Below are 22031 nucleotides of genomic sequence, written 5' to 3'. Positions count from 1 at the left end.
TAACATGATTCCCTTAAGATTCTATGGTTATTTTCAGTAAGATCTCCGCATCCGATGCCGGAAAGGGATTGACATTCCGGCCGGTCAAGGTAGACTGGATTTATAATGAAACGTTTCAATTATGTTGATGGGGATGTGTTGGTATTGAATAAGGAAGTGCTTGCGAGAAGACAGACGGTGCTGCAGCGTGTGGCCGAGCATGCCCTGGAGCTGCCTTTACAGGCCAGCGGCTTTTGGTTCCATGCGGATCTGCGGGATAACTTTTATTTTGCCATTCATTTGTTTGGCTACTGTGCGGCGGGAGCCCCCGCGTGGGAGGAAGAACGGCGCCAGCGGGGCGAGGCGCTGGCCGTGGCGATGCTGGAGAGGGTGATCGCGCTTCAGGATCAGGATACGACCAGCAGCCTGTACGGCCATTGGCCGCTGGGCCTTGGAACGGATCCCGCCGCGGCGAAGCCACATCTCCTGCCTGTAGAGCTGATGGGCTGTCTGCTGATCTTCTTCTACGAGAAGTACGGTGCGGCGCTGCCCGTAAGCTTAAAGAGCGAGATGAGTATGGCGATCTTACATATGTATCAAAGCAGCGTGTACCGCCACCCGCTGGCGGCGGTGAACCATCATGAAGCGAAGCACACGGCGCTGAAGCTGCTGCTCGGCCATCAGTTTGCCGACGAGGCCCTGATGGAGGAAGGTCTGCGCTGCGCGAAAGGGCTCCTTGAACACGTGCGGAAGCACGGGTTTAAGGAGTACGGAGCGCTGCCGTGGCACTGGCACTGGATCCAGGCGTTCACGTGCGTCTGGGAGGTTGTGGAGCAGGCAGCGGCCAGGAATTTGGCGGAGGAGCTGCTCGGCCTGTTGTGGGGGATCCGCGCCGACTACTACCTGAAGGGCTCCTGGGTCGGGGCGCTGTCCCGCAACTGGCCGCACGACGTGCCGAAGGACACGAATACGCTGCACGATTGGATCCAGTTCGGCGACTTCGGGGAGCCGAACGTCTTCCCGCGCGTCGAGGGCGCGGCGCTGTACGGCTACGAAGTGCCGGAGGCGGTGCGTGAGCGCGCGGCTGCGCCAGCCGAGCCCCGCGAGGTGAAGCGCCGTATCGGCTTCGCCGGCTATGGCGGCGAAGCTGATGCTGTAGCGCACACGTACGCGTATGTGGCGCCGGGGTTTGCCGCAGGCGGCGTGTGGGAGCGCCGCGAGGAATTCGACAACGAGCAGCTGCGCTGGGAGGTGTCGCTGCCCTTGACGTCGGGCGCAGCCGCGCAGGGCGTCAACCGTCTATACTTCTTCCACCCGGGGAAGAAGTATAAGGCGGGGGACGACCGGCATGCCAGTCCGTACGGGGAGGTGCTGCTGCATAAGGACACGGCGATGCAGCTTTGGGTGCTGCCGGAGGAGGCTGCCGATGCGGCAAATGAGCTCGTCGGCGTACTACCTAAGGGCGAATGGATCTTCGACGGAAGCAGCGCTTATGGAAAGCTAGGCTCCGAAGTGTATGTAGCCGTTCATTTGCTCGGTACTCTTCTGGCGGAAGAACTGGAGGACCGCATCCGGTTGACCTCCTCCCTGTTGGAGGGCCGTAACGCGGTTGTCGTAGAGGTATGGAGCGCTGAGAATGCAGCGGCTCTCGGCGTAGTGGATGCAGCAAGCTTTCGGGAAGTAGCTGGGCGTAAGACGCCGACGTGGGAGATCAGCGGGCATGGCGCGAAGGTCCTCTACGAATCCAAACGCGGCGATAGGCTGGAGCTTGCGATGAATGGACGTCCCCAAGCGGGAGAGCCCGCTGAACCAGGCGGCGGTGCAGAACTGCTCCGAAGCATCAATGGGGTTCCCATTACTTGGGACGATTATCGAGTGTCATAAGAAGGCGAGGAGCCGCTGTACTTCGCCAACACGGTTAACGTTACGCCGGGAGCCAGCAGAAGCTGCTGCTCCGGCTCGAAGCCGTGCTTCGCATAAAGCTGCATCGCCGGTAGATTTCTCGTGCCTGTAGTGACTTTAAGCTTCATGCCGGGAACGGCCAGACGTTCCATATGCGTTAACAGTGCGTCGGCAATGCCTTGACGAAAGCATTCGGGATGCACCATCATCCGGCAGATCAGAAGCTCCTTGGCGGTTTGCATGCAGGAGGCCGCGCCGGCGATTCTCTCACCGGACCGGTATACAAAGAAGGTCTCCCCGGAATCCTTCAACGTTTGCGGTGAATCCAAGAGCGGAGGGACCTCCTCCAAGCCGATGAGCTCCGCCTCTATCCGATAAGCGGTTTGCTGCAGCAGGAGCACTTCCAGTACTAGCTTCATATCGTTCAGGTCAAGCTCTTCAATCACCGAAACCACCTCCCGTTTTGCAAAAAAGTGGTATATCGTGCAATCGGCCTTCTGCAGCTGATTGAGATATACCACTTTCTTCATTCCATTAACTGTTAAGAACCTCAACAATTAATTTGTTTACTAATCCGGGGTTCGCTTTCCCCTTCGTTTCCTTCATGACTTGTCCGACCAGGAAGCCGATCGCCTTGTCCTTCCCTGCCTTAAAGTCTGCTACGGACTGAGGATTGTTCGCTACCACCTGCTCTACCACTGCCTTGATGGCACCTTCATCACTGATCTGCACAAGTCCTTGCTCCTCGACGATCTGCTGCGGAGCCTTGCCTGTCTCCAGCATCGACTTGAACACGGTCTTTGCGATTTTGCTGCTGATGGTGCCTTTCTCCATGAGACCGATCATTTCCCCAAGCCCTTGGCCAGTGATCTTCACGTCGGAAAGCTCAAGATTGTTCGCATTCAGGTACCCGAGCAGATCGCCCATGATCCAGTTCGCGACAGCCTTCGCGTCCTTCGTATAATTCAAGCTTTCCTCGAAGAAATCGGCTACCTTCATGGAGGACGTAATAACCTCCGCATCATAGCTAGGCAGACCGTATTCACTGACATACCGGCTCTTTCGCGCATCCGGAAGCTCAGGAATCGAAGCACGCACACGCGCCTTCCAATCCTCGTCAATGTGCAGCTTCACAAGATCCGGGTCCGGGAAGTAGCGGTAGTCATGAGCCTGCTCCTTGCTCCGCATCGACAGCGTCTTGCCTTGAGCCTCATCCCAGCGGCGTGTCTCCTGCACGACCTTGCCGCCGCTGTCCAGCACATCGGCTTGACGCCATTCCTCATATTCCAAGCCGCGTTGAACGCCGCGGAACGAGTTCATGTTCTTCAGCTCCGCCTTCGTGCCGAACTCCTGCTGGCCGTAAGGGCGCAGGCTGATGTTGGCGTCGCAGCGAAGCGAGCCCTCCTCCATCTTCACATCGGAAACATCGCAATACAGCATAATGGCTCGCAGCTTCTCCAGATAAGCGCGTGCCTCCTCCGGGGAACGAAGATCCGGCTCGGATACGATCTCAATAAGCGGAGTGCCGCAGCGGTTCAAGTCGACCAAGGAAGCGTAGCCGCCATCCACGTGAGTCAGCTTACCCGCATCCTCCTCAAGATGCACACGGGTAATTCCGATGCGCTTCGTTTCGCCGTTCACTTCAATATCAATCCAGCCGTGCTCTCCGACCGGCTTATCGTATTGAGAGATCTGATAGGCCTTCGGGGAATCCGGATAAAAGTAGTTTTTCCGGTCGAACTTGGTTTCCGTAGCGACCTGACAATTCAAGGCCATAGCCGCCTTCATGGCGTATTCCACCGCTTGCTTGTTCAATACCGGCAGCACGCCGGGATGGCCCAAACAAACCGGGCACGTATGGGTGTTCGGCGATGCGCCGAAGGAAGCCTTACATCCGCAGAAAATTTTCGAGTTCGTGTGCAGCTCCACGTGCACTTCCAATCCGATGACCGTTTCGTATTTTTTATCGGTTGCTTGCATGTCTTTGCTCCTCCTTCCTTCTAAAGCTGCGGCCGCTGCTTATGATGTTCCGTGCTTTGTTCGAAAGCATGCGCTACGCGAAGCACGGTCATTTCATCAAGCGGCTTGCCGATGATCTGCAGCCCGACCGGCAAGCCGTCTGCAAAGCCGCAAGGCACGCTGATGGCCGGTACGCCCGCCAAATTCACGGGAATCGTTACGATATCGTTCAAATACATCGTCAGTGGATCGTTCACCTGGGCACCGATCCGGAAGGCCGGCGTCGGAGTTGTCGGACCGATGACGACGTCATAGTTTTCAAACACTTTGTCAAAATCCTGCTTAATGAGCGTCCGCACCTTCTGCGCCTTCAAATAATAAGCGTCGTAGTACCCGGAGGAAAGCGCATAGGTTCCCAGCATGATACGGCGTTTCACTTCCGATCCGAAGCCTTCGCTGCGGGACTTCAGGTACAAATCGAGCAGGTTTTTCGGATTTTCCGCACGCACGCCGTAGCGTACGCCATCAAAGCGCGCCAGGTTGGACGATGCTTCCGAGGAAGCGAGCAAATAGTAAGTAGCCACGGCATATTCGGAATGCGGAAGCGATACTTCCTCCACGATCGCGCCTTGTCCCTCCAGCACCTTCAATGCTGTCAGCACGGCATCCTTCACCTTCGGATCGATGCCTTCGCCAAGGTATTCCTTCGGCAGCGCTATGCGCAATCCTTGGACATTGCCTGTCAATGCGCTCAGGTAGTCGGGAATATCCACGTTAAGCGACGTAGAATCCTGAGGGTCATGTCCGGCAATCGCCTGAAGCAAATACGCCGAGTCCTCTACGTTCTTCGTGATCGGACCGATTTGGTCCAAGGAGGACGCAAAGGCAACCAAGCCGAACCGGGACACCAGGCCGTAGGTCGGCTTCAAGCCCACCACGCCGCAATAGGCCGCAGGCTGGCGAATCGAACCGCCCGTGTCGGAGCCCAGAGTGAAGAAAACCTCCCCTGCCGCAACCGCCGCTGCCGAACCGCCGCTAGAGCCGCCCGGCACATGCTCAAGATTCCATGGATTGTAGGTCGGATGGAAGCTTGAGTTCTCATTGGAGCCGCCCATCGCGAACTCATCCATATTCAGCTTGCCTACAGACACTGCTTGGGCGTCCTTCAGCTTCTTGACCACCGTCGCATCGTAAATCGGATTGTGGTTGCGCAGAAATTGGCTCGCACAGGTCGTCGTAACGCCTTCCGTTACGATGTTGTCCTTAATGCCGATCGGCAGGCCGAACAGCAGACCGCGCGATTGGTCCGTTCCGAGCTGCTTGTCCAGCGCAGCCGCCGCATTTCTCGCATTTTCTTCATCCAGCGCCAAGAATGCCTTCACCTTGCCGTCAACCGCGGCAATTCTCTTATAAGCCTCGTCTACCAGATCGGTAACGGTAATTTCCTTGCTATGAAGCTTGTTATGTACTTCCTGCAGTCGTAAATCAAACAGAGACACGAGCCGCGTCCTCCCTTCAGTATACAAACGGTGCCGCAGCACCCTTCTCTTTCACTCTAGCGAATCTCCTACTCCAATACGGCCGGTACCTTGAACTGCCCGTCCTCTTCATCCGGGGCATTCTTCAAAACCTTCTCAATCGGATAAGACGGACGGGATTCGTCCTCCCGCATGACATTGACAAGCGGCATCGCGTGACTGGTCGGCTCAACACCCTCCGTATCCAGCTTTTCCAGCTGCTCCGCGTACTTGAGAATAGCATTGAGCTGTTCCGTGAACTGCTCCTTCTCCTGCTCGCTCAGCTCCAAACGGGCCAATGCGGCAACATGCTCAACATCCTTGATCGTAATACTCATGCTCTGCACCCCACTGTCTTCAAAAAATCATTCTTTTCATTATAGCTTAGTTGCAAATTGAACTCAATCGCTGGGATGAAAAGTTGTCATCTGGTATAATTGGCCTAGATCCTGGAGCCTAAAAAGGAGGTTTGCCACATGAGCTGTCCGAATTGCAGCAGCATGGCCCCGATTCAGGATGAGGGATGGCTGTTGTTTCAAGCAAGTCAACCTGCTGCGCTCGAGAAGCTGCATACGCTTCGCGTGCAGGAACAACTGGAACTCGAACATAAGGACAGCCGTTTTTCTTTGGGCTATCGCACCAAGGACCAGCTTCTGCAGGTGCTTAACGTATTACAGTCAAGGCTCAGCGCGGAGGAACAGGAGTCGCTGCTCCTCGATATCCAGGAGCCAGGCAGACCGGAATGGATTCACGGCCACGCACTCACCTTCCGGCAGTTTAACGCCCGGATGCAGCAAAGCAACATCGTGAGCTTAATCCTCGAAGGCCAATTCACCAGCCATATGCAGCCGATCGTCGATATGGCCACACAGCAGGTGGTCGCGTATGAGTTTCTTCTCCGGGCGGCCGAGGGCGGACCCTCGTTTCGCCCCTTCGAGCTATTCGCCGTAGCTCAGCAAACGGGACTTCATTCCTTTCTCGACCGGTCTGCGCGCATCTCCGCCATACAGGTCAGCGCCTTACATTTGCCGAAGGGTTATAAGCGATTCGTTAACTTTTTGCCATCCTCCATCTATAATCCGAATTATTGCTTGAGCCACACCTTTCAAGCGATCAACCGCTTCTCTTTGGATCCGGGCGATTTCGTCTTTGAAGTTGTGGAAACGGAGAAAATAGAAGATATCGACCATTTGAAAAACATTTTTGCCGTGTATCGTCAGCATGGGGTTAAGGTGGCGCTGGACGACGTCGGCTCCGGCTTCTCCACCGTCGATGTGCTGTCCGAGCTCAAGCCGGATTTCGTAAAAATCGACCGCGGCCTGGTGGACCGCTGTGACGAGGATGAGGCGAAGCAGCGGAAAATTGCGGAAATTTTGCGTACAGCCGATTCTTTCGGTGCCGTGGTCTTGGCCGAGGGCATGGAGCGTAAAGAAGAGTGGCAGTTCTGCAAGGATCTTGGCATCGATCTGGCTCAGGGTTATTTGTTAGGCAAGCCTGCACCGAAGCGGATGGACCCGGAACAAATAGCGATCTAAGAGAAGCGTCCGTACCCTATCAGGTTCGGGCTTTTCTTTCGTTTGGGCGGCGTATAAAGAAAAAAGACCTGAATCCGCGATCAGATCCAAGCCTTCAGGTTGATGGTTTTGATAAAATCCTCTTGCGTTTGAACTTCCTTGTTCGAATCCGCATCGGATGCCTGCTCCTCCTGATCACCCTTCATGATCCGATTGAACAGCTCTTCATTTCTCGTGGCCAGCGCAAAATCGATCAAAGCCTCCCGCTCCAAGCGGTCGACCTCCTGCTGAACCAGCACTTCCTCAATCTCTACATCCTCCGCAGGCATATAAAAATGCTTATTCACCTTCGGCACCCGCACGACATAGTCGAACACGTTATCCGCATTTCTGTCATACGCGATGATATATCCATATTCGCCGACCGGCAAATTTTGCTCAAACGTATCGGATATGATGTAAACCTTTTGCCCTAAGCGCAGCATGCAAGTTCCCCCTCTATGCAAACCAAAAGGTAGCTACCGTATAAGGATGAATTCTATTAATTTTATCATTTCTTCACAGGGTAAGCAATGCTAGACTACTTGTCTCTACAAGGTTCGCCCCTTCGGCTTATCCCTCAAAAGCTCTATGAAATCGTTCAGCAAGGATGACATCCATTTCTTCTTATGGGTGATCAGCTGAGTGTAAAAAGGAGGACCCGGCAGCTGAATCGGAAGCGCAATAAGCTTCCCCTGTTCGATCTCGCTGTTCACGGCGATTCTGGGCAGCAGTCCTACACCGAGTCCATAGATCAAGCATTGCTTGATAGCTTCAATACTTCCCAGCTCGTAGGCGAGCTGATAGGCCACCTGCTGCTCCTTCAGCCCCCGCTCCAGCATGGCCCGGTAAGTGCATCCAAGCTCCGTCACGATGAGAGAATGCCCATCCAGTGCCTGAATTCCTCTGCTCTTACAGCCTTGATGGAGGGGGTGCTCAGGTGAAGCGATGAAGACCAGAGGCTCTTCCCTGATCGCCAGCGTATCCAGCTCCGGATCCGAGAAGGGCAGATCCAGGACCAGGCCGAAGTCGTATTCCCCCTCTCGAACCGCCTCGATAATATGAGCCTCTCTCCCCTGCTGCAGAATCACATTGACATGAGGATGCGACAAGCGAAATTGCTGCAGCAGCGGCGGGAGAAAGAAGGCGGCCATCGTCTCGATGGTTCCGATCACGATGTTACCTGACATTTGGCTTGAGACGACCTCTTTCGATTCGTCATATAATCGAAGCATTTGGTGAGTATACCGGAGCAGCTCTTCCCCTGCGTGGGTGAGCCGCATTTTGCGGCCGAAGCGTTCAAATAAAGCGGCACCGTATACCTTCTCTATCTTCTGAATTTGCGCCGTTACACTGGATTGGGCATAACCCAGCTCTTCAGCGGCTTTCGTAAAGCTTCCCCACTTGGCTACCTCCCGGAACGTTTGCAAATAAGTCAAATCCATCGTCTCACCTGATTTCCTTGCATCGTTTTTTTCGATCGATTGCATCGAAATGTATAGCTAACTCCGATGCTTAACCTCATGATACAGTAAAGCTAACAACAGCGGCAACCATATATTTCTATACGGGGGGATATCGGATGTTACCGAATCATTTTGACTTAGAGCAGCGAATGGCGGAGCAGAGGCGAGAGGTGGAGATCGGGCTGGAGATCAGCTATGAGAACGAAGAGGCAGGGGGAGGGGCTCTACCCAACGAGTCGTTGCAATACCCGATAGGTCGGTTTGTGAAGCCTAAGAGCTGGGACCCGTTGAGGACGGAAGAGGCGGTTCGTTCGTTGGAGGCATTCCCTTCGCTGCTTCGGGGCTTGGTGGATCAAATGGACGACGAGACTCTTGGCCGGCGGTACCGTCCCGGCGGCTGGACAGCGAGGCAGGTAGTGCATCACTTGGCGGACAGCCACATGAACAGCTTCATCCGAATGAAGCTGGCGCTGACCGAGGAGCGTCCCGTCATTAAGCCGTATGCCGAGGACCGCTGGGCGCTCCTGAGCGATACGAGCACGCTCCCTGTGGCGGGATCGCTGCTGCTGATCGAGCAGCTGCATGCGCGCTGGGCCGTATTGCTTCGTTCGCTGAGTACGGAACAATGGCAGCGGTCGTTCGTGCATCCCGAAAGCGGCGAGATCCGCTTGTACGAAAATGCGGCGATGTATGCTTGGCACGGGCAGCATCATCTGGAGCATATCCGGTTGGCGGCTGGGGCGGGAGGATAATAACGTGGCGCCTATGATGGTGGTTAGGAAGCAAGCACCGGTTGGCCATCTTTGAGATTACGGGTGCTCGTTATTCCTTTGGGCCTTATCCCCTTCACTCAGTTGCAGCTGCCGCCTGGTATAAGTTGCTGTCGGCAGCATCCGTACCTGAGCAGAAGGGATAAGTGCCAAAAAGTGCATTCTCCCCTCTTCACGCCGGACCTTAAATTTACAGACGGATGACTCCCTCACGGGAAACCGTCAGCTTCTCAAAGCCTTCGTCCGTAATGGCGTAGCTGTTTTCTATCCCAACGACACCGAGGCCGGGAAAGGTAAATTTCGGCTCAATGGCAATTACCATTCCGGTCTGAAGAGGGTAGCTGAAGCCCTTGGCGAGGACGGGAAGCTCGTCCACCTCCAAGCCGATGCCATGACCGAGGAACTTGACCTGGTCTGCTCCGAAGCCCATGTAATGATCGCTGAGCCCAGAAGCATGTGCTTGCTGCAGCGAGCTCATATAGAGCTGCTCGCATACTGCTCCGGGCCGCAGCTGCTCCTCCGTGCGGCGGAGGATGGCTTCCGCCGTTTCGTACGCACGCTGTAGGTCATCAGGCAGCGTGCCGATGACAACGGTTCGGGTCTGGTCGATGACATAACCGTCGATACAGCAGCCGATATCGATCAGAATCGGCTCATGCTCGCGGATCGGGCGGCGGCTGACGCTCTGAGGTGCAGCCGGACTTAGACCTAAGCCGCCCGCCGGACCGTCAAAATACGTAGGGACGGCTGCCGCCTCCCCCGCTCCGACCATCCCGGTAATGACCTCCTGGTTATATCCGCGCATACGCATCACTCCGGCATGGCCTTGGCGCCGCATATCGTACTCGATGCGGGCGATGAGCTCAAGCTCCGTCATACCGGGGTGCAGCTGGGCAAGAGCCGCCTCGAAGGCCTCATCGGTAATCCGCGCAGCCTCGCGGATCCGGGAAAGCTCATAGGCCGACTTGATCATGCGCGTTTCGCGAATCCAGGAGGAGCCGTCCTTCCATTCTACATGAGGAAGAATTCCCTGAAGTCGGTTATAGAACTGCACCGGCATCACGTCGAACTCCAGCGCTACGGACAGCGGCTGCAAGGGCAGCAGCTCCGCAATACGCTTCCCCAAATCACGGAAGGAGCCCATCGGTTCTACAGGAACCGCCGCCTCCTCGCGGGCACGGATAAAGCTGCGGCGTACAAACATTCGAGGCAATCCCTCAGACGGGATGACCAAATATCCCGTTTGCATGGTGCCTGTGAAATAAAACAAATCGACGTTCTGCGTGACGATACAGCCGGAAACTCCTTCCTGCAGCAATCGCTTCTGCAGACGGCCAATACGGCCGAGCAATTCATCTTGTGAAAGCTGGTTGTTAGTCAACATGAACGGGCACCCTCCGAAGACAAGTAGGTAATGTTATTACAATACTTGCTGTCGGACGATTTTGCAAAGGGGCATACTTGCTTACGCTCCTATGCCGTAAAGACTTCTGACCCGCTCCAGAAATGCGACGGCCTCTGCCCGGCTGGATACGGCTCCCAGATGAAGCTCTCCCTTCTCGTCTCCACTCAAAAGTCCTTCCGCAGCAGCCCAGCCGGACCATTCCTCCAGGGTAGTGCCCGCTTCCTTCCCGAGCACTGCGCGTGCCGTCATACGCAGTATCTCGGCCCGTCGAATGCCCCGATTCCAGCCCTCTTCCGCAAAATCGTCCGGCTGTATGATGCCAAGATCAACAGACGTTTGAACGAAAGGGGTGTACCAGCTGCGGTTAGACGTTTCTTCGGCGACCGGCAGCTTCAAGGCTTTCACCAGCATCACCGTAAAATGGGCCCTGCTGACCCGGGATTCCGGACGAAAGGTACCGTCCTCGTAACCGTCTACATATCCCGCCGCAACGGCGGAATGAATTACGGAAACGGCCCAGTGTCCCTTGATATCCGAAAACAGGGTTACGGCTTCAGCTGCTCGGACCGGTTTGGTATACGTCAGGAACAGCAGTACGGCCAATAAACTCATTCTCATGGTTAGTGAACGGCGAATAACGATTCCTCCTTATTCCGCTTCATATATCTTGGATACTCTCCGGCTTTCTTGTTTACCGGTTGAGGTTACAGTTACGTATACCGTACTCCCTTCCGCTTGCAGCTGCAGCTTCCCGATCCGTACGGAGGTTTCCCCTTCAGCCACAATTGCCTCTGCAGGCTGCCCGTCCATGGTCAACAGCAGTGTTCCCACCGCTGAATCGCGATAAAGACGTACCTTGTCGCTCGGAAGGAGTCCGCTGACCGTTACCTCGTCCGCAGCCCCCGAATGATTCAGCACCTGAATCCGACTTAAGGCGGGAGGAAGACTTTGCGGCTCCGCTGCGTAGATCTTCGGCATGCGGGGGCTTTCCTGCTCCTGTCCCCGCGTAAGTGTGACATAGACGACGCCGTAGCTCGTACCTAGCTGAGGGATGCTCAGAGTAATGGAGACTGCTCCCGCCGGAACCACTCCTTGGGCAATCGGAGATAACGACGTATCGTCACGATACACCTTGACCCGATCCCCGGACGAGATCCCGCTTATCGTAACGGTGTCCTGGCCCGGCTCCGCTCGATTGACGATCTCGATCAGCGAACGCTCCGGCGGGGCCGATGCAGGCTCTGCGGCAAAGCTTTTGGCTGTAGCGGCGCTCTCTACACGACCGTTTGAAGTCAGCGTTGCGTACACCTTGCCCGCTCCACTGCCCACTTGGCTGACTTGGATTTTCACACCGCTGCCGCCGGGACTTACGGTGCCGCTACCGAGCAGCGTATTCATTGATTCGTCTGCATAAATTTTGATAAGGTCGCCCTCCGACAATTCGACTACTTCGATCAAATCATCGGTGCCGACGGTGCGGTTCTGTATGCTGATTTGTCCCGGCGACAGCTTCACCGACGGAGGCTCGGATTTATACCCCTTGGCGATTCGGCGGCTTTCCTGGTATGGAGGCCTCGTTAGCGTTACATAAATATACCCGTTTGCGGTGCCGAGCTGCGGCACTGAAAGCAAAGCATGCGTTGCTCCCGCTGCAGCAGTGGCCGAGGCCAGCGGAGTGCTGACGGTATCGCTCGAATACGCTCGCAACACATCACCGGGCTGAAGTCCGGAAACCTTGACCGTATCGGCCATTCCGGCAATCGCATTGGTTACTTCGATCGAACTAAGGGAAGGCGCCTCGGTTAACGGTTCTCCTTTGAAGCCCTTTTCCGTTCTTCGGCTTTCGCGCTTACCCGTTTCTGTGATAGAGACATACGCCACTCCGTCTCCTGAGCCCAGCTGGGAGACGCTGATAACGACGGTATCGCTGCCGATCATAGCCGTGGCCGTTCCCAGGGGGGCTCCCCCCTCTTTGACACTGTACACCTTGGCGATATCTCCCGGTGCTAACCCGCGCACGGTTACGTTATCGTTCGAACCGGCGGGCTGATTGTCAATTCGAATCGAGGAGGCCGACGGAGCTGCGGTTTCAGGCTCCGAACGGACGGATTTGACGACCCTTCTGCTTTCCGAGTAGCCCGTCCGTGTTACGGTGACATACACGTGCCCTCCGTCCGCCCCCAGCTCTGCAACCGAGAGGGCCGCGCTAGTCGCTCCGGACGGAACGACTGCGGTGCTCAGAACAGCAGCGGTTGTTGCGTCTGCGTACAGCTTCACTACATCGTCCGGCAGCAAGCCCGTCACCGTGACAACATCCGCTGTACCGCTTAAACGATTATCGATGCGAATGCTGCTTGGCGCAGGGGGAGGGGTGACGGCCGCCATAGCCGGCATTGGAAAAGCTCCGAGAAGAATAAGAAGGCTCAGGGCCGTGAGACTGCTTTTGATTTGGATAAGGATCACCTCTTTTTTACTCATAGGGGTATTCATAAATCACCGTTTTATAAACAACCCCTTCATAGGACAACCCGTTCGTACGGGGCAGCTTTACCTTCACTTGATAAATGACAGCGGGACCCTTAAGCACCTGCACGATACGCCTGTCCGTATGAACGTAGCTGATCGGGAAGGAGCCGCCCGCAGTAGAATCATCGACATAATCCTCGAAAACGAGGTCCGGGGATGATGAGAGAAGACTGCCCTCATACGGCGTTCCGTCCGCTTTAAGCTGAAGGTTATGCTGCAGTCCGGCCAAAAAAGCGCTGCGGGCCTCTCCCCTGTTGAAGACGATAAAGCCTTCAGCAAGAGCGCCCCGGTCAACCTGCAAAGCAGCATCATGAGCCCCCCGGTTCAAAGCAAGCTTGAGACGATTATGCGTCGTCTTGGTAACGTACCGATCCGCTTCGAAGCCGGTCGTGTACAAAAACATCAGCACCACAAAGAACAACAGCAAGACGCGATTCACCGGGCCAATGTCCCTCCTCTATCTCACCGGGGCTTCGCTCATTTGCTTCGCATACCGCACAATCTCGGGCCGCTCCCGGTCAGGAGCGCCGAACAGCTCCCGGAACAGCCAGCGCGGGGTGCTACGCACAGCGAGAGTACCTTCAATATATTCCCCACGGGGAGTGAGGGTCGTCGTACCGACAAAGCGAATATCCCCGGGATCCAGCAAAAAGGTATGCTCGAGCGTCAGACGCATCTCCTCGATAATCTCGGGTGTGAAGCGACCGTTGTCGGAGGAGGCCGCCTTCTGAATCGCGCTGTCCAGCACCAGCTCCACCGCATTCGCCCGGGTGGAGTAAATGTCATGGAGCACGGGCTGAAAAAGCAGCAGCATCAAAATGTAGACGGTCAGCATCTCAACTAATGCGGCCTTCATAAATTACACGGTTACTTCGGCTCGCGCGGAAAGCCTCGGTGGCTGCTCCGTCAGCTGAATGCTTTTATGCAAATAGGACGAAGGCACATTCGTATTATTAAAAAGATCGTCCATTTGCGTCTTCTTCTCTTTGATCGAGCTCCACATCGCTACAAAAATGAACAGCCCGATCGCCGCCAGTGTGGCTGCTATAATAAGAAATTTTTCCAAAGCCGGTTTCATGGTTGGCACCTGCTCTTTCCTTAAGGGTTCTTACCCGAAATGGTTCGTATTCTTTGCTAGATCGGTAACATAACGCTGGGCAATGCTCAGCGCGTTCCATAAATAGATGAGCAGTGGACTAAAGGCTATGGCGTAAGCAAAATGACCGAAAAGCCGGCGACGGCGACGTTGGTTCTCGCGAAGCATGTGGGTGTAGCTCTCCTCCCTCGCATCGACCAGCACCGCAATTTCCTCCGCCGGGGTTGTGTCCAGATCGGCAAGCAGCTTGCAAAGCTCCTTGGCTTCCTTGGTATCGATCTCCTCGGCAATGAGCTCCATCGCGGCATGAGGACCTTCGTCAAAGCGCCGCAGCCCTTTCATCAACGCCGGCTTAATGCGCACCGTATAATCCTTCAGCTTGGATAGCAGAGAGAACAAATTCAGCCTATGGCTGTGGTTGCTTCGAAGCTCATCCGTTATCATGTTATATACCATGAAGAGCTCCCGATTTTTCTCTCCGTCGTAGACATCCCTCCACTTCGCAAGCAGGAAGGTAACCAGCGATGCCTTCGTATTGGTCACAAGGAGCCATACGGCGGGTCCCCACAGCTTGAGCAGCAGAAAAGGCAAGCTAACCGCACCCGAGTGCCGCACAATATCATAGCCGCTGTTGAGGATCCACAGGAGGCAGATTCCGTATCGAAAGCATTGCAGCTTCCACGCCGTTACGCCGAAGGGATAACCGGACCCGGCAAGCATTTGCTCAAGGGCTGAAGCGCCTGCCCGCTGCTTCAAGCGCATATATTGCAGCCGGGTAAGACTGCGCAAGGAAAACGTATCTCGAAACAAGCCATGCGTCAGCCAGGCGGCCAAAATGTAGTTGAAACACACCACACACGCAAGAAAAGCAAAGCCGTATGTGCCGATGTCAACCGAAAACGTTGCTGCCAACGCCGTTTTCCCCCTTTCAATAATCATTGGGCGGTTTGCGGAACCAGGCAGCCATGAGAAGGGAGGAAGCAATGCAGAAGCTTGCGGTCATCAGCCAAAAGCGCCCGGTCTCCGTTCCCAGCTGGTAATGCACCGTACTGCTCCAGCCCATGAATACGACCATGAGGCCCATAAGGAGGGGAAATAATACGACATGCAGCCAGCTGAGCTGCAGCACCTCGCTGCTGGAATCCGATTCATCCCGCAGCAGATCGATTTGCTTATGAATGTTTTTGTCGATGGTAAGCATGGTATGCTCTACGTTTTCCCCCTGGAGCAGGCCCTTTAGAATGGTCAAGCCCAGCTGTTTGGCAAAGGACGTGGGAATACCGTACACAAGCTCTCCTACTACCCTCTCCAGCTCCGCAGGCTCGGTATAGGTGAGCTCCTGCCGAACCATATGCAAAAACATTCTGCGGATCGTAGGCGAAGAAACTTCCCCGGCGGCAAGACGAAGGGCTGTGCGCATGTTGCCTCGCGACATTTTGTATTTGGCGGACAAAATTCCAACGGCTTCGGCCAGGTCGTAGCCATTCTGAATCCGGATGCTGCGAAGCTTAAGCCGGTAGCGAAGGAGGATTAGAGCCATAACCAGACCGCCGGTAAAAAGACTAAAGCGAACATCCTCTGAGAGGACATAGGCTATTACGCCTGCAGTCGCTCCGGCTGCGATGAAGCTTAGAGTAAAACGCTCGACGGCTCCGGACTGATAGCGCTCCCCTTGAACCGTCTTCAGCATGAGCTCCGTTTCGCTCGTCCAGCGATCCTTCAAGGCGTATATTCGCGAACGGCTATCCTTACGCATCGGCTCCCGTAGCGCCCTCATACTGGCCTGATGGCGGCGCTCTGCCGAGTACTGGCGGGATAGGCGCTGGAGCAGCGGAGACATCAGGTGATAAAGTCCCCAGACGAAGCAGCAGGCAGCAAGGCCAAGGCAAATCAGTTTCACGATGGAAAACATCCAGATCATGCGGCATCAGCCCTTCATTCTCTAAGGATACTGCCGGTTCGGTATGCAAGTGCTCGATGAAGCTGCTCCAGCTGCGCCTGGATACGGAATAACGGATTCGCCGCTGCCGGGTTGTAAACCACTACCCCTTCCTCCGGAGGTATCGGATGCGTCGCCTGCAGGGACTGCAGAGTAGTAACGACGATATGCGCCCAATAGGGCTCTATCTCCCGCATTTCCGTGATCAGCCGTTCGCTTAAATCCAAGCGATACTGCCAGGTATCCGTGCTGCGGTCCCAGCGCATGAGCTCTCTCGTGCTGATCTCCCCTGTATAACGGTCAAACCTAAGCTCCATGATGCTTTGAATCCTTTTTTTCTTGCGAGAGGTGTCCTGTGATTGCACAATGACAATATCAATGTTATCGGCTACCCGCTTCTCCTCCTCCTCGAACCGTGCACCAGGGTTTAAACTGCAAAGCAAGCGGGCGAATTGAGAGGGGATCGTCTCGGGCTTCCAGGTGTGAAAGGTGCTTCCGAAGCCCTTCATGAGCCTTTCGCAGGCTAACATGGCTCCCTCCGCTTCCACCCTTCGAACCTCGCCTATGATGGCATAGTCCACATCAAATCGAAGAATCTGGTCCATGGCATGGTGAAAGGTGTGCTCGTGCGTAACCCGTTCTATCAGCTTTTTTTCCGGAAAATCCCGGCTGGCCGCCAGCTCGTAGTGCTTCTCGATAATCGCGCCGGTGTAATGTTCAGCCCTTTCGGCAAGCAGGGCCTTGAGGGTAGTTGATTTACCCGTTCCGGGCGGACCGACTATCAGCTTGTTACAGTGAGTCTTAGATAAGCCCTGCAGGATGGGAACCGCCTCCGGCGGAATGGTGCCGCGATCCGGGTCTGCCAGGTCGGCAACGGTCACTCGATGTATCAGAAAACGCCGGAGGGTAATGACATCATGCTTCACATCGGGCTTGACGGTAAGCGTCACCCGCTCCCCCGTATAAAGATCCACCTCTAGGGTCGTATGATAAAGGTTGACGATGGCGTTGTCCTTTTGCCGGGTGAGGGTGCGGATAATCTTGTCCACCTCGCGCGTCGATTGGAACCGGAATGGCATTCGTCTATGGGCCCCCCCATGATGAATCCAGATGGAAGTGCCGATAATTTGCGCCGCATAGCTGTCCGGATACTTCATCCAGCAGGCCAGTGCTTTAAACCCGTATACCTCATGGAAAATGGCATGGGTAGCATTGTCGTAGCGGCGCTGCTCCTTCCGGGCGAACAAGTGTAAATCCACGTAATACTCGGGCAGCGGTATATGATGATAGCGATGGCGATCCACAAACGTCTGGATTTGCTCCATAATCGCAGTTACGGTCTCGGGAACACCGAGCATCGCTCGATTTTCCAATTCAACAAATTCATCTGCTTCCGTCTTGGGGCTGCCGGTTGATGCCGTACGCTGTGTCAGATCATCGGCAAGCACCCGTTTCGCAAACTCTGAGCTGATCTCGTCTTGATACTGCTTGCATACATCGGCAAACGATAGTCTCTGATCGTGCATTGGAATGGTCTGAGGCCGGGGGTGTGCGACTGGATCGAACCGGCCGATGGCAAAGCGCTCCTCCCCTTTCATCTCCCTATCCCTCCGGCGTTTGCCGTACGCCACCGCCGAAGCCATGACCAGCGTACTGTGTTATTCTGAATTGCCGAGGGGAGTAAAGGTCGCGCCGGCAGCTTGTAGAGGTCGATCAACCATCGGCATACTTTATCCAGCTCGACTTGATAGTCTGTCGATAAGGACATTCGTAATAAACGCCGGTCAGCCTCCATACGAAGAAAGCTCGGATCATAGGGCAGTGCACCTATGTAAGGCAAGCGCAGCTGCTCCGACAGCTGTCTCTCATTCTCAAGATCCTCAGCCGTCCGGTGCATCCGGTTGAACCACAGCAGCAGTTTGGATTCCGGAAACGCAAATACCGGGTTCATCAGCTGCTCTCTTGTTCGGAGCCACTGGGCTTTGGCTTGTACCGATTGCCCGAGCTGAACCAGCAATCGGTCGCAGGCGTGAATGCTTTGAGCGGCCAAGGCATGATCCGGGTAGCTGCCGGCATCCAGCAGCAAAAGATCGAAGCTCTTACAAGCACATTCGATAAGCCAAGCTGCGCCTTCAGGCTGATAGTAATACAGGCGCTTCAGGTCCCGGCTGCCCGCCAAGTAATGTACCTTCGGGGCGACCTGCTGCATTTTGGACGGCAGCTCGGCGGCTGTCAGCTGTTTGCTATGTACGGCTCCCCACAGCTCATCCAAATACTTTGCCGTATAGGGAATACCGGCATCGCCCGGGTTCCACCCGTTCATACCGAGAATGCCGATTCGGATGTCAGCCAGCTCCGCCAGCCGCGCAGCCAAGTGAAGCACACTTGTCGTCACACCGCTTTGGGGGAGCGCTCCCAGAATAGCCACGACCTGACTTCTTGCAGGGGGAGGCGGCGGATCGGATGAGTAACGAACGATGTCATCTATGATTTGTGACGCTGTTCGATACGGAAGAATGCAGTGAATTCCATGCTCTGAGCAAACACGCTGCATTTGCTGAAAATGTGCCGCCTCCCCTTGGTTCGAAAGCAGGTAAAAGCAATGGGAGCCCGCGTACTTAGAACGCAGTGACAGCACAAATGAAAGGTCCCAATGCCGATCGCTTACGGCGATGATCCCCGGTACCGTCTGCGGTCCGCTGGTTGAGAAATCCTCCTCGTCAGAACAACGGCGCACGGTATGAAAATACTTCTCCTTCTTACACAGTTCAACGAAATGATCGTCTTTGGAGTAAATCCACAGATTCAGAGTTGTTCCTCCTTTCTTCGACTACCGGTAAACAATAAGAAAACGGTACCCCTTCATGCCGTAACGACGAATGAGCTCCTTCTGCTCCTCCGATACGATGAGCTCTACGGTGGCTACGGCGCCCGTAGGCTTCTTGCGATCCTCGCTGCCGGCGATTTCTTGATTGTTGGTGCCCTTAGCGTAGCTCACCACGATATGCTGAAGCTTGCGCTCCTCCTCATACGGAATTTGCAGCGCATCAAGCTGTTCCCGCGAGATCGACTCGCTTGCCCGCTCGTCGAGGCGTTTGGCCTCCTCTTTGCTTATGAGGAGAAGGGAAATTCGATCCCCGCGCAGCAGGCTGCCCGGCGGCTTCCCGAAAATCCACTCCGTGGGCAGAGACATATTCCACTCGTCCTTGCCCGGCAGCAGATGCTTCGTATTCAGCATATCCGGGGTCAGCTGCTCTCCTATGCGAATTGACCGCGTCACTTCCTGATCAACGGCATCCGTCAGCTTGGTCACAGCCCCTTGGACCAGCGCACCCTTACGTACCTTATCGAGACGGAGCTGCTGCCCGGTCAGCCTCTCCCCGCGCTCAACATTTTTTACCGCCCTCACCACCTCCACGGTGCCCCAGTTCGGTTCAACCCACCAAGTCCAAGCGATTAATAGCGCCGGTCCGCTTAAACAAAGTCCGGCGATCAGCAAATAATAACCGATGATACGAAACCGATTCATCGCGTACGTTCTCCTGTTCTTGCGTAGTCGGCGAGCCATCGGCGAAGCCACGGCCGCAAGGCGGTCTGCAGCTGCCTGCGGACGGAAGGCTCATCGTGGATGAGCGTTCCCTTCCACGCAGAGGCGGCCATGGCGGCCATATCGATGGCCGGCAGCTCTACCGCGGGCGGATGCGGCAGCAGGCGCAGCCAATCATCCCGTCCGGCCATGCGGACGGATTTGACGGCGGCGCCGTGGACGCGCTTGCCCGCGCGCTCGTGCTGCTGGAGCAGCCGGACGTTCCGCCGGGCGGACGGCTGCTCCAGCTTATAGATCAACGGATCGGCGGTGTACACCAGATCCGTTGCGACCTCCAGCAGCCGCTGCGCCGCAGGCTGCTCCCAATCGGCGCCGATGTCGACGACGAGCATCGGCCGCTGGAGCGCCGTGGCCAGCTCGCGCCACGGCAAAATCTCGGCTGCCCGCCCAGGCAGCCAGCGGGTATGGCCGTCCTCCCAGGGGACGGCCAAGGGGTCGCCGGCGTCTGCGAAGCCGGCGGGGGCCTTGCGTTCGCCCTCCAGCAGGGCGAACAGCTCGCTGCGCGGCGAGGGCAGCTCGATCACGGTGTGATTCACACCGTGATCGTGCAGCAGCCGCGCGAGCGCCAACGCCGTGAAGGTGGCCCCGGCGCCCGGGTACAGGGCGCCTACCGCCACGATCAGCGGCGCAGGGCCCTTTGCGGCGGCGGCATGCCCAGCCGCCGTACTCCCCCGCGGCGCTGACGAAGCGCCGCGCAGCGCTGCGCCGACCGCGCGTGCGCTCGGCCAGCGCTCGGCCGGGTTCGCGCGCAGCAGCCGCGCCACCACAGGCCCCAGCTCGCCGGGCAGCCGGCGCAGCGACTCCCGCTGAGCGGGGGAATACAACTGTCCCCCGCTCAGCAGGTAAAACATCAGCGCACCGAGTCCATACAAATCGGTGCGAGGATCGCTCTGCCGCCCTTCGAGCTGCTCCGGCGCCGCAAAGCCCGGCGTTCCTATCGCTACCGTATCGGCTCCCTGCCCTGCCTTGTGACGGCGGGCAATGCCGAAATCAACCAGCCTGACCCGATCCCCAACATCCAGCATCAAATTATCCGGCTTCAAATCGCGGTAAATAATCGGCTCCGGCTGAAGCGAGTGCAAGTAATCCAGCAAATCACACAGCTGCAATGCGATTCCGAACACCTGATCAACCGTCATTCGGTATCCCTGGCGCTCGAACCGCCGCTGCAGCGTCTCTCCTTCGATGTAATCCATCACGACATAAAAATAGCCATGGCTATCGGGAGGATAATAATCCACAATATCCGGCAAATTCGGATGATGTAACGTGCTCATCAGCTCTGCTTCGGCGAGCAAGACCCTCCGCCAGCTAACCGCCTCCGACGCACCCCCTTTTCCAACATACGTCTCTTTCACTGCCCAACGCTTGCCGTGGAGCTTGTCATCCTCAGCCAGCAGAACCCGGCTCATACCGCCATGACCAAGCTCCTTGATAATTCGATATCTTCCTGCCAGCGTACATCCGGGCGTCAATTGACCCTGTGCAGTATCCAAGCATCAGCTCCCCCTTGAACTCATTTGCATATGGCTTACCTATTTAAAATGCTTCCGGCCCCCTCTTTTTTCCCAAGATCAAAGCGGTTATCCTTGCAACTTTTACCCCCCTGTGACCTTAACCGAGCATAAAAAAACGCCCCAACGGCATAGCTCTCGCTATGAGTTAGGGCGGTTCTTCCGCACGTGTCATGGAATTTGATATAAAAATATCATATTATTACCAATTGAGTCAACAGGTATTTTATTGGTTTACCCAGTTCGGAATATGATGGCCAAAATATTTCCCTATTTTCTCAACCTCGGTCATAACTCGTCGAATCCCCTCCTCCGTCCGAAACCAATTATCCTTGGTAATCCCTGTTTTATCCGTTACAGGAGCGACGAAAAATTCGGTTTCCTTGGGAAAAACGGTTTGATACGTAAGCAACGCCCTTCTGGAATGCCCCGCTTTACAGGCGAGGATTATCTTTCTTGGACGGATCCCGGCCTCCTGCAATACCTGCCACGAAAGGCGCGCGTTCTCAAACGTATTTCGGGCTTGGTCTTCCTTCAAAATGGCTTTCTCCGGTACGTCTAACGATAGTGCGATATCCCGAAGAAATTCCCACTCCGTCGAAGCGACGTGTTTGGTAGAACCGCCGGAGGGCAAAATTAACGGAGCCAATCCCTTATGGTAGAGGGCGGCTGCATTCTCCATCAGCTGCGGATGACTTCCGCCCGGCACCAAAATCACATCCGCTTCCTCCAGATCGGTCTCTACAAAAATCAATTGGGTAATGCAGTCAAAAGGATACAGCATCAGGTGCCTCCTTT

The 22031-nt window shown here is 55.7% G+C and carries 22 protein-coding genes; 3 read left to right on the top strand and 19 right to left on the bottom strand.

Annotation, left to right across the window (positions count from 1 at the left end; translation table 11 throughout):
* Positions 1-138: 138 nt before the first annotated feature.
* Positions 139-1863: a hypothetical protein gene (locus QMO62_RS21875; RefSeq protein ID WP_284644275.1), complete on the top strand. Its 1725-nt coding sequence runs from the start codon at positions 139-141 to the stop codon at positions 1861-1863.
* Here QMO62_RS21875 and QMO62_RS21870 read toward each other — a convergent pair.
* The 4 genes from QMO62_RS21870 to gatC all read right to left on the bottom strand — a co-directional run bounded on the left by QMO62_RS21870 (position 1848) and on the right by gatC (position 5695).
* Positions 1848-2411, bottom strand: a complete 564-nt coding sequence (locus tag QMO62_RS21870) for a GNAT family N-acetyltransferase (protein WP_284644273.1) — start codon at positions 2409-2411, stop codon at positions 1848-1850. The genes QMO62_RS21875 and QMO62_RS21870 overlap by 16 nt on opposite strands.
* A 4-nt stretch (positions 2412-2415) precedes the next feature.
* The gene (gene gatB / locus QMO62_RS21865) at positions 2416-3861 is read right to left on the bottom strand and encodes an Asp-tRNA(Asn)/Glu-tRNA(Gln) amidotransferase subunit GatB (protein ID WP_284644270.1); all 1446 of its coding nucleotides are present in this window, start codon (positions 3859-3861) and stop codon (positions 2416-2418) included.
* Between the two features lie 20 nt (positions 3862-3881).
* Positions 3882-5339, bottom strand: coding sequence for an Asp-tRNA(Asn)/Glu-tRNA(Gln) amidotransferase subunit GatA (gatA, locus tag QMO62_RS21860; protein WP_284644268.1), 1458 nt, complete (start codon positions 5337-5339; stop codon positions 3882-3884).
* 68 nt (positions 5340-5407) lie between these two features.
* A complete protein-coding gene (gene gatC, locus QMO62_RS21855; RefSeq protein ID WP_284644266.1) occupies positions 5408-5695 on the bottom strand; it encodes an Asp-tRNA(Asn)/Glu-tRNA(Gln) amidotransferase subunit GatC in 288 nt (95 codons plus the stop codon).
* Positions 5696-5833: 138 nt separating this feature from the next.
* On the opposite strand from gatC, the gene QMO62_RS21850 reads away from it, so the two are divergent.
* Positions 5834-6892, top strand: coding sequence for an EAL domain-containing protein (locus QMO62_RS21850; protein ID WP_284644264.1), 1059 nt, complete (start codon positions 5834-5836; stop codon positions 6890-6892).
* An 80-nt stretch (positions 6893-6972) separates the two neighbouring features.
* On the opposite strand, the gene QMO62_RS21845 is transcribed toward QMO62_RS21850, so the two are convergent.
* Complete coding sequence (locus tag QMO62_RS21845) at positions 6973-7356, bottom strand: ATPase (RefSeq protein ID WP_284644262.1); 384 nt, start codon at positions 7354-7356, stop codon at positions 6973-6975.
* A 105-nt stretch (positions 7357-7461) separates the two neighbouring features.
* Positions 7462-8355, bottom strand: coding sequence for a LysR family transcriptional regulator (locus tag QMO62_RS21840; RefSeq protein WP_284644999.1), 894 nt, complete (start codon positions 8353-8355; stop codon positions 7462-7464).
* 137 nt (positions 8356-8492) lie between these two features.
* On the opposite strand from QMO62_RS21840, the gene QMO62_RS21835 reads away from it, so the two are divergent.
* Positions 8493-9128 carry a YfiT family bacillithiol transferase gene (locus QMO62_RS21835; RefSeq protein ID WP_284644260.1) on the top strand — a complete coding sequence of 212 codons (636 nt, stop codon included), beginning with the start codon at positions 8493-8495 and terminating at the stop codon, positions 9126-9128.
* 208 nt (positions 9129-9336) lie between these two features.
* On the opposite strand, the gene QMO62_RS21830 is transcribed toward QMO62_RS21835, so the two are convergent.
* The 13 genes from QMO62_RS21830 to QMO62_RS21770 all read right to left on the bottom strand — a co-directional run bounded on the left by QMO62_RS21830 (position 9337) and on the right by QMO62_RS21770 (position 22017).
* On the bottom strand, positions 9337-10530 hold the full coding sequence (locus tag QMO62_RS21830) for a M24 family metallopeptidase (RefSeq protein WP_284644258.1): 1194 nt from the start codon (positions 10528-10530) through the stop codon (positions 9337-9339).
* A gap of 81 nt (positions 10531-10611) precedes the next feature.
* Positions 10612-11169, bottom strand: coding sequence for an S-layer homology domain-containing protein (locus tag QMO62_RS21825; RefSeq protein ID WP_284644256.1), 558 nt, complete (start codon positions 11167-11169; stop codon positions 10612-10614).
* A gap of 30 nt (positions 11170-11199) precedes the next feature.
* Positions 11200-13029, bottom strand: a complete 1830-nt coding sequence (locus QMO62_RS21820; protein WP_284644254.1) for a hypothetical protein — start codon at positions 13027-13029, stop codon at positions 11200-11202.
* The gene (locus QMO62_RS21815) at positions 13022-13516 is read right to left on the bottom strand and encodes a hypothetical protein (protein ID WP_284644252.1); all 495 of its coding nucleotides are present in this window, start codon (positions 13514-13516) and stop codon (positions 13022-13024) included. The genes QMO62_RS21820 and QMO62_RS21815 overlap by 8 nt, the downstream gene beginning before the upstream one ends.
* An 18-nt stretch (positions 13517-13534) precedes the next feature.
* Positions 13535-13933: a protein kinase family protein gene (locus QMO62_RS21810; protein WP_284644251.1), complete on the bottom strand. Its 399-nt coding sequence runs from the start codon at positions 13931-13933 to the stop codon at positions 13535-13537.
* Positions 13934-13936: 3 nt separating this feature from the next.
* The gene (locus QMO62_RS21805) at positions 13937-14155 is read right to left on the bottom strand and encodes a hypothetical protein (protein ID WP_284644249.1); all 219 of its coding nucleotides are present in this window, start codon (positions 14153-14155) and stop codon (positions 13937-13939) included.
* A gap of 30 nt (positions 14156-14185) precedes the next feature.
* On the bottom strand, positions 14186-15085 hold the full coding sequence (locus QMO62_RS21800; RefSeq protein ID WP_284644246.1) for a hypothetical protein: 900 nt from the start codon (positions 15083-15085) through the stop codon (positions 14186-14188).
* A 16-nt stretch (positions 15086-15101) separates the two neighbouring features.
* On the bottom strand, positions 15102-16073 hold the full coding sequence (locus QMO62_RS21795) for a hypothetical protein (RefSeq protein WP_284644244.1): 972 nt from the start codon (positions 16071-16073) through the stop codon (positions 15102-15104).
* Between the two features lie 35 nt (positions 16074-16108).
* A complete protein-coding gene (locus QMO62_RS21790; RefSeq protein ID WP_284644242.1) occupies positions 16109-17710 on the bottom strand; it encodes an ATPase, T2SS/T4P/T4SS family in 1602 nt (533 codons plus the stop codon).
* A complete protein-coding gene (locus tag QMO62_RS21785; protein WP_284644240.1) occupies positions 17707-18849 on the bottom strand; it encodes a P-loop NTPase family protein in 1143 nt (380 codons plus the stop codon). The genes QMO62_RS21790 and QMO62_RS21785 overlap by 4 nt, the downstream gene beginning before the upstream one ends.
* A 93-nt stretch (positions 18850-18942) precedes the next feature.
* On the bottom strand, positions 18943-19641 hold the full coding sequence (locus QMO62_RS21780; RefSeq protein WP_284644238.1) for an SAF domain-containing protein: 699 nt from the start codon (positions 19639-19641) through the stop codon (positions 18943-18945).
* On the bottom strand, positions 19638-21215 hold the full coding sequence (locus QMO62_RS21775) for a serine/threonine-protein kinase (protein WP_284644236.1): 1578 nt from the start codon (positions 21213-21215) through the stop codon (positions 19638-19640). The genes QMO62_RS21780 and QMO62_RS21775 overlap by 4 nt, the downstream gene beginning before the upstream one ends.
* Before the next feature lie 244 nt (positions 21216-21459).
* Positions 21460-22017, bottom strand: coding sequence for a YdcF family protein (locus QMO62_RS21770; protein WP_284644234.1), 558 nt, complete (start codon positions 22015-22017; stop codon positions 21460-21462).
* Positions 22018-22031: the final 14 nt, after the last annotated feature.

This window comes from Paenibacillus silviterrae (assembly GCF_030167925.1).
In the GTDB taxonomy this organism is placed as follows: Bacteria; Bacillota; Bacilli; order Paenibacillales; family NBRC-103111; genus Paenibacillus_G; species Paenibacillus_G silviterrae.
Note: the sequence above shows the minus strand (reverse complement) of the source record. Positions and strands in the feature narration are given on the sequence as shown.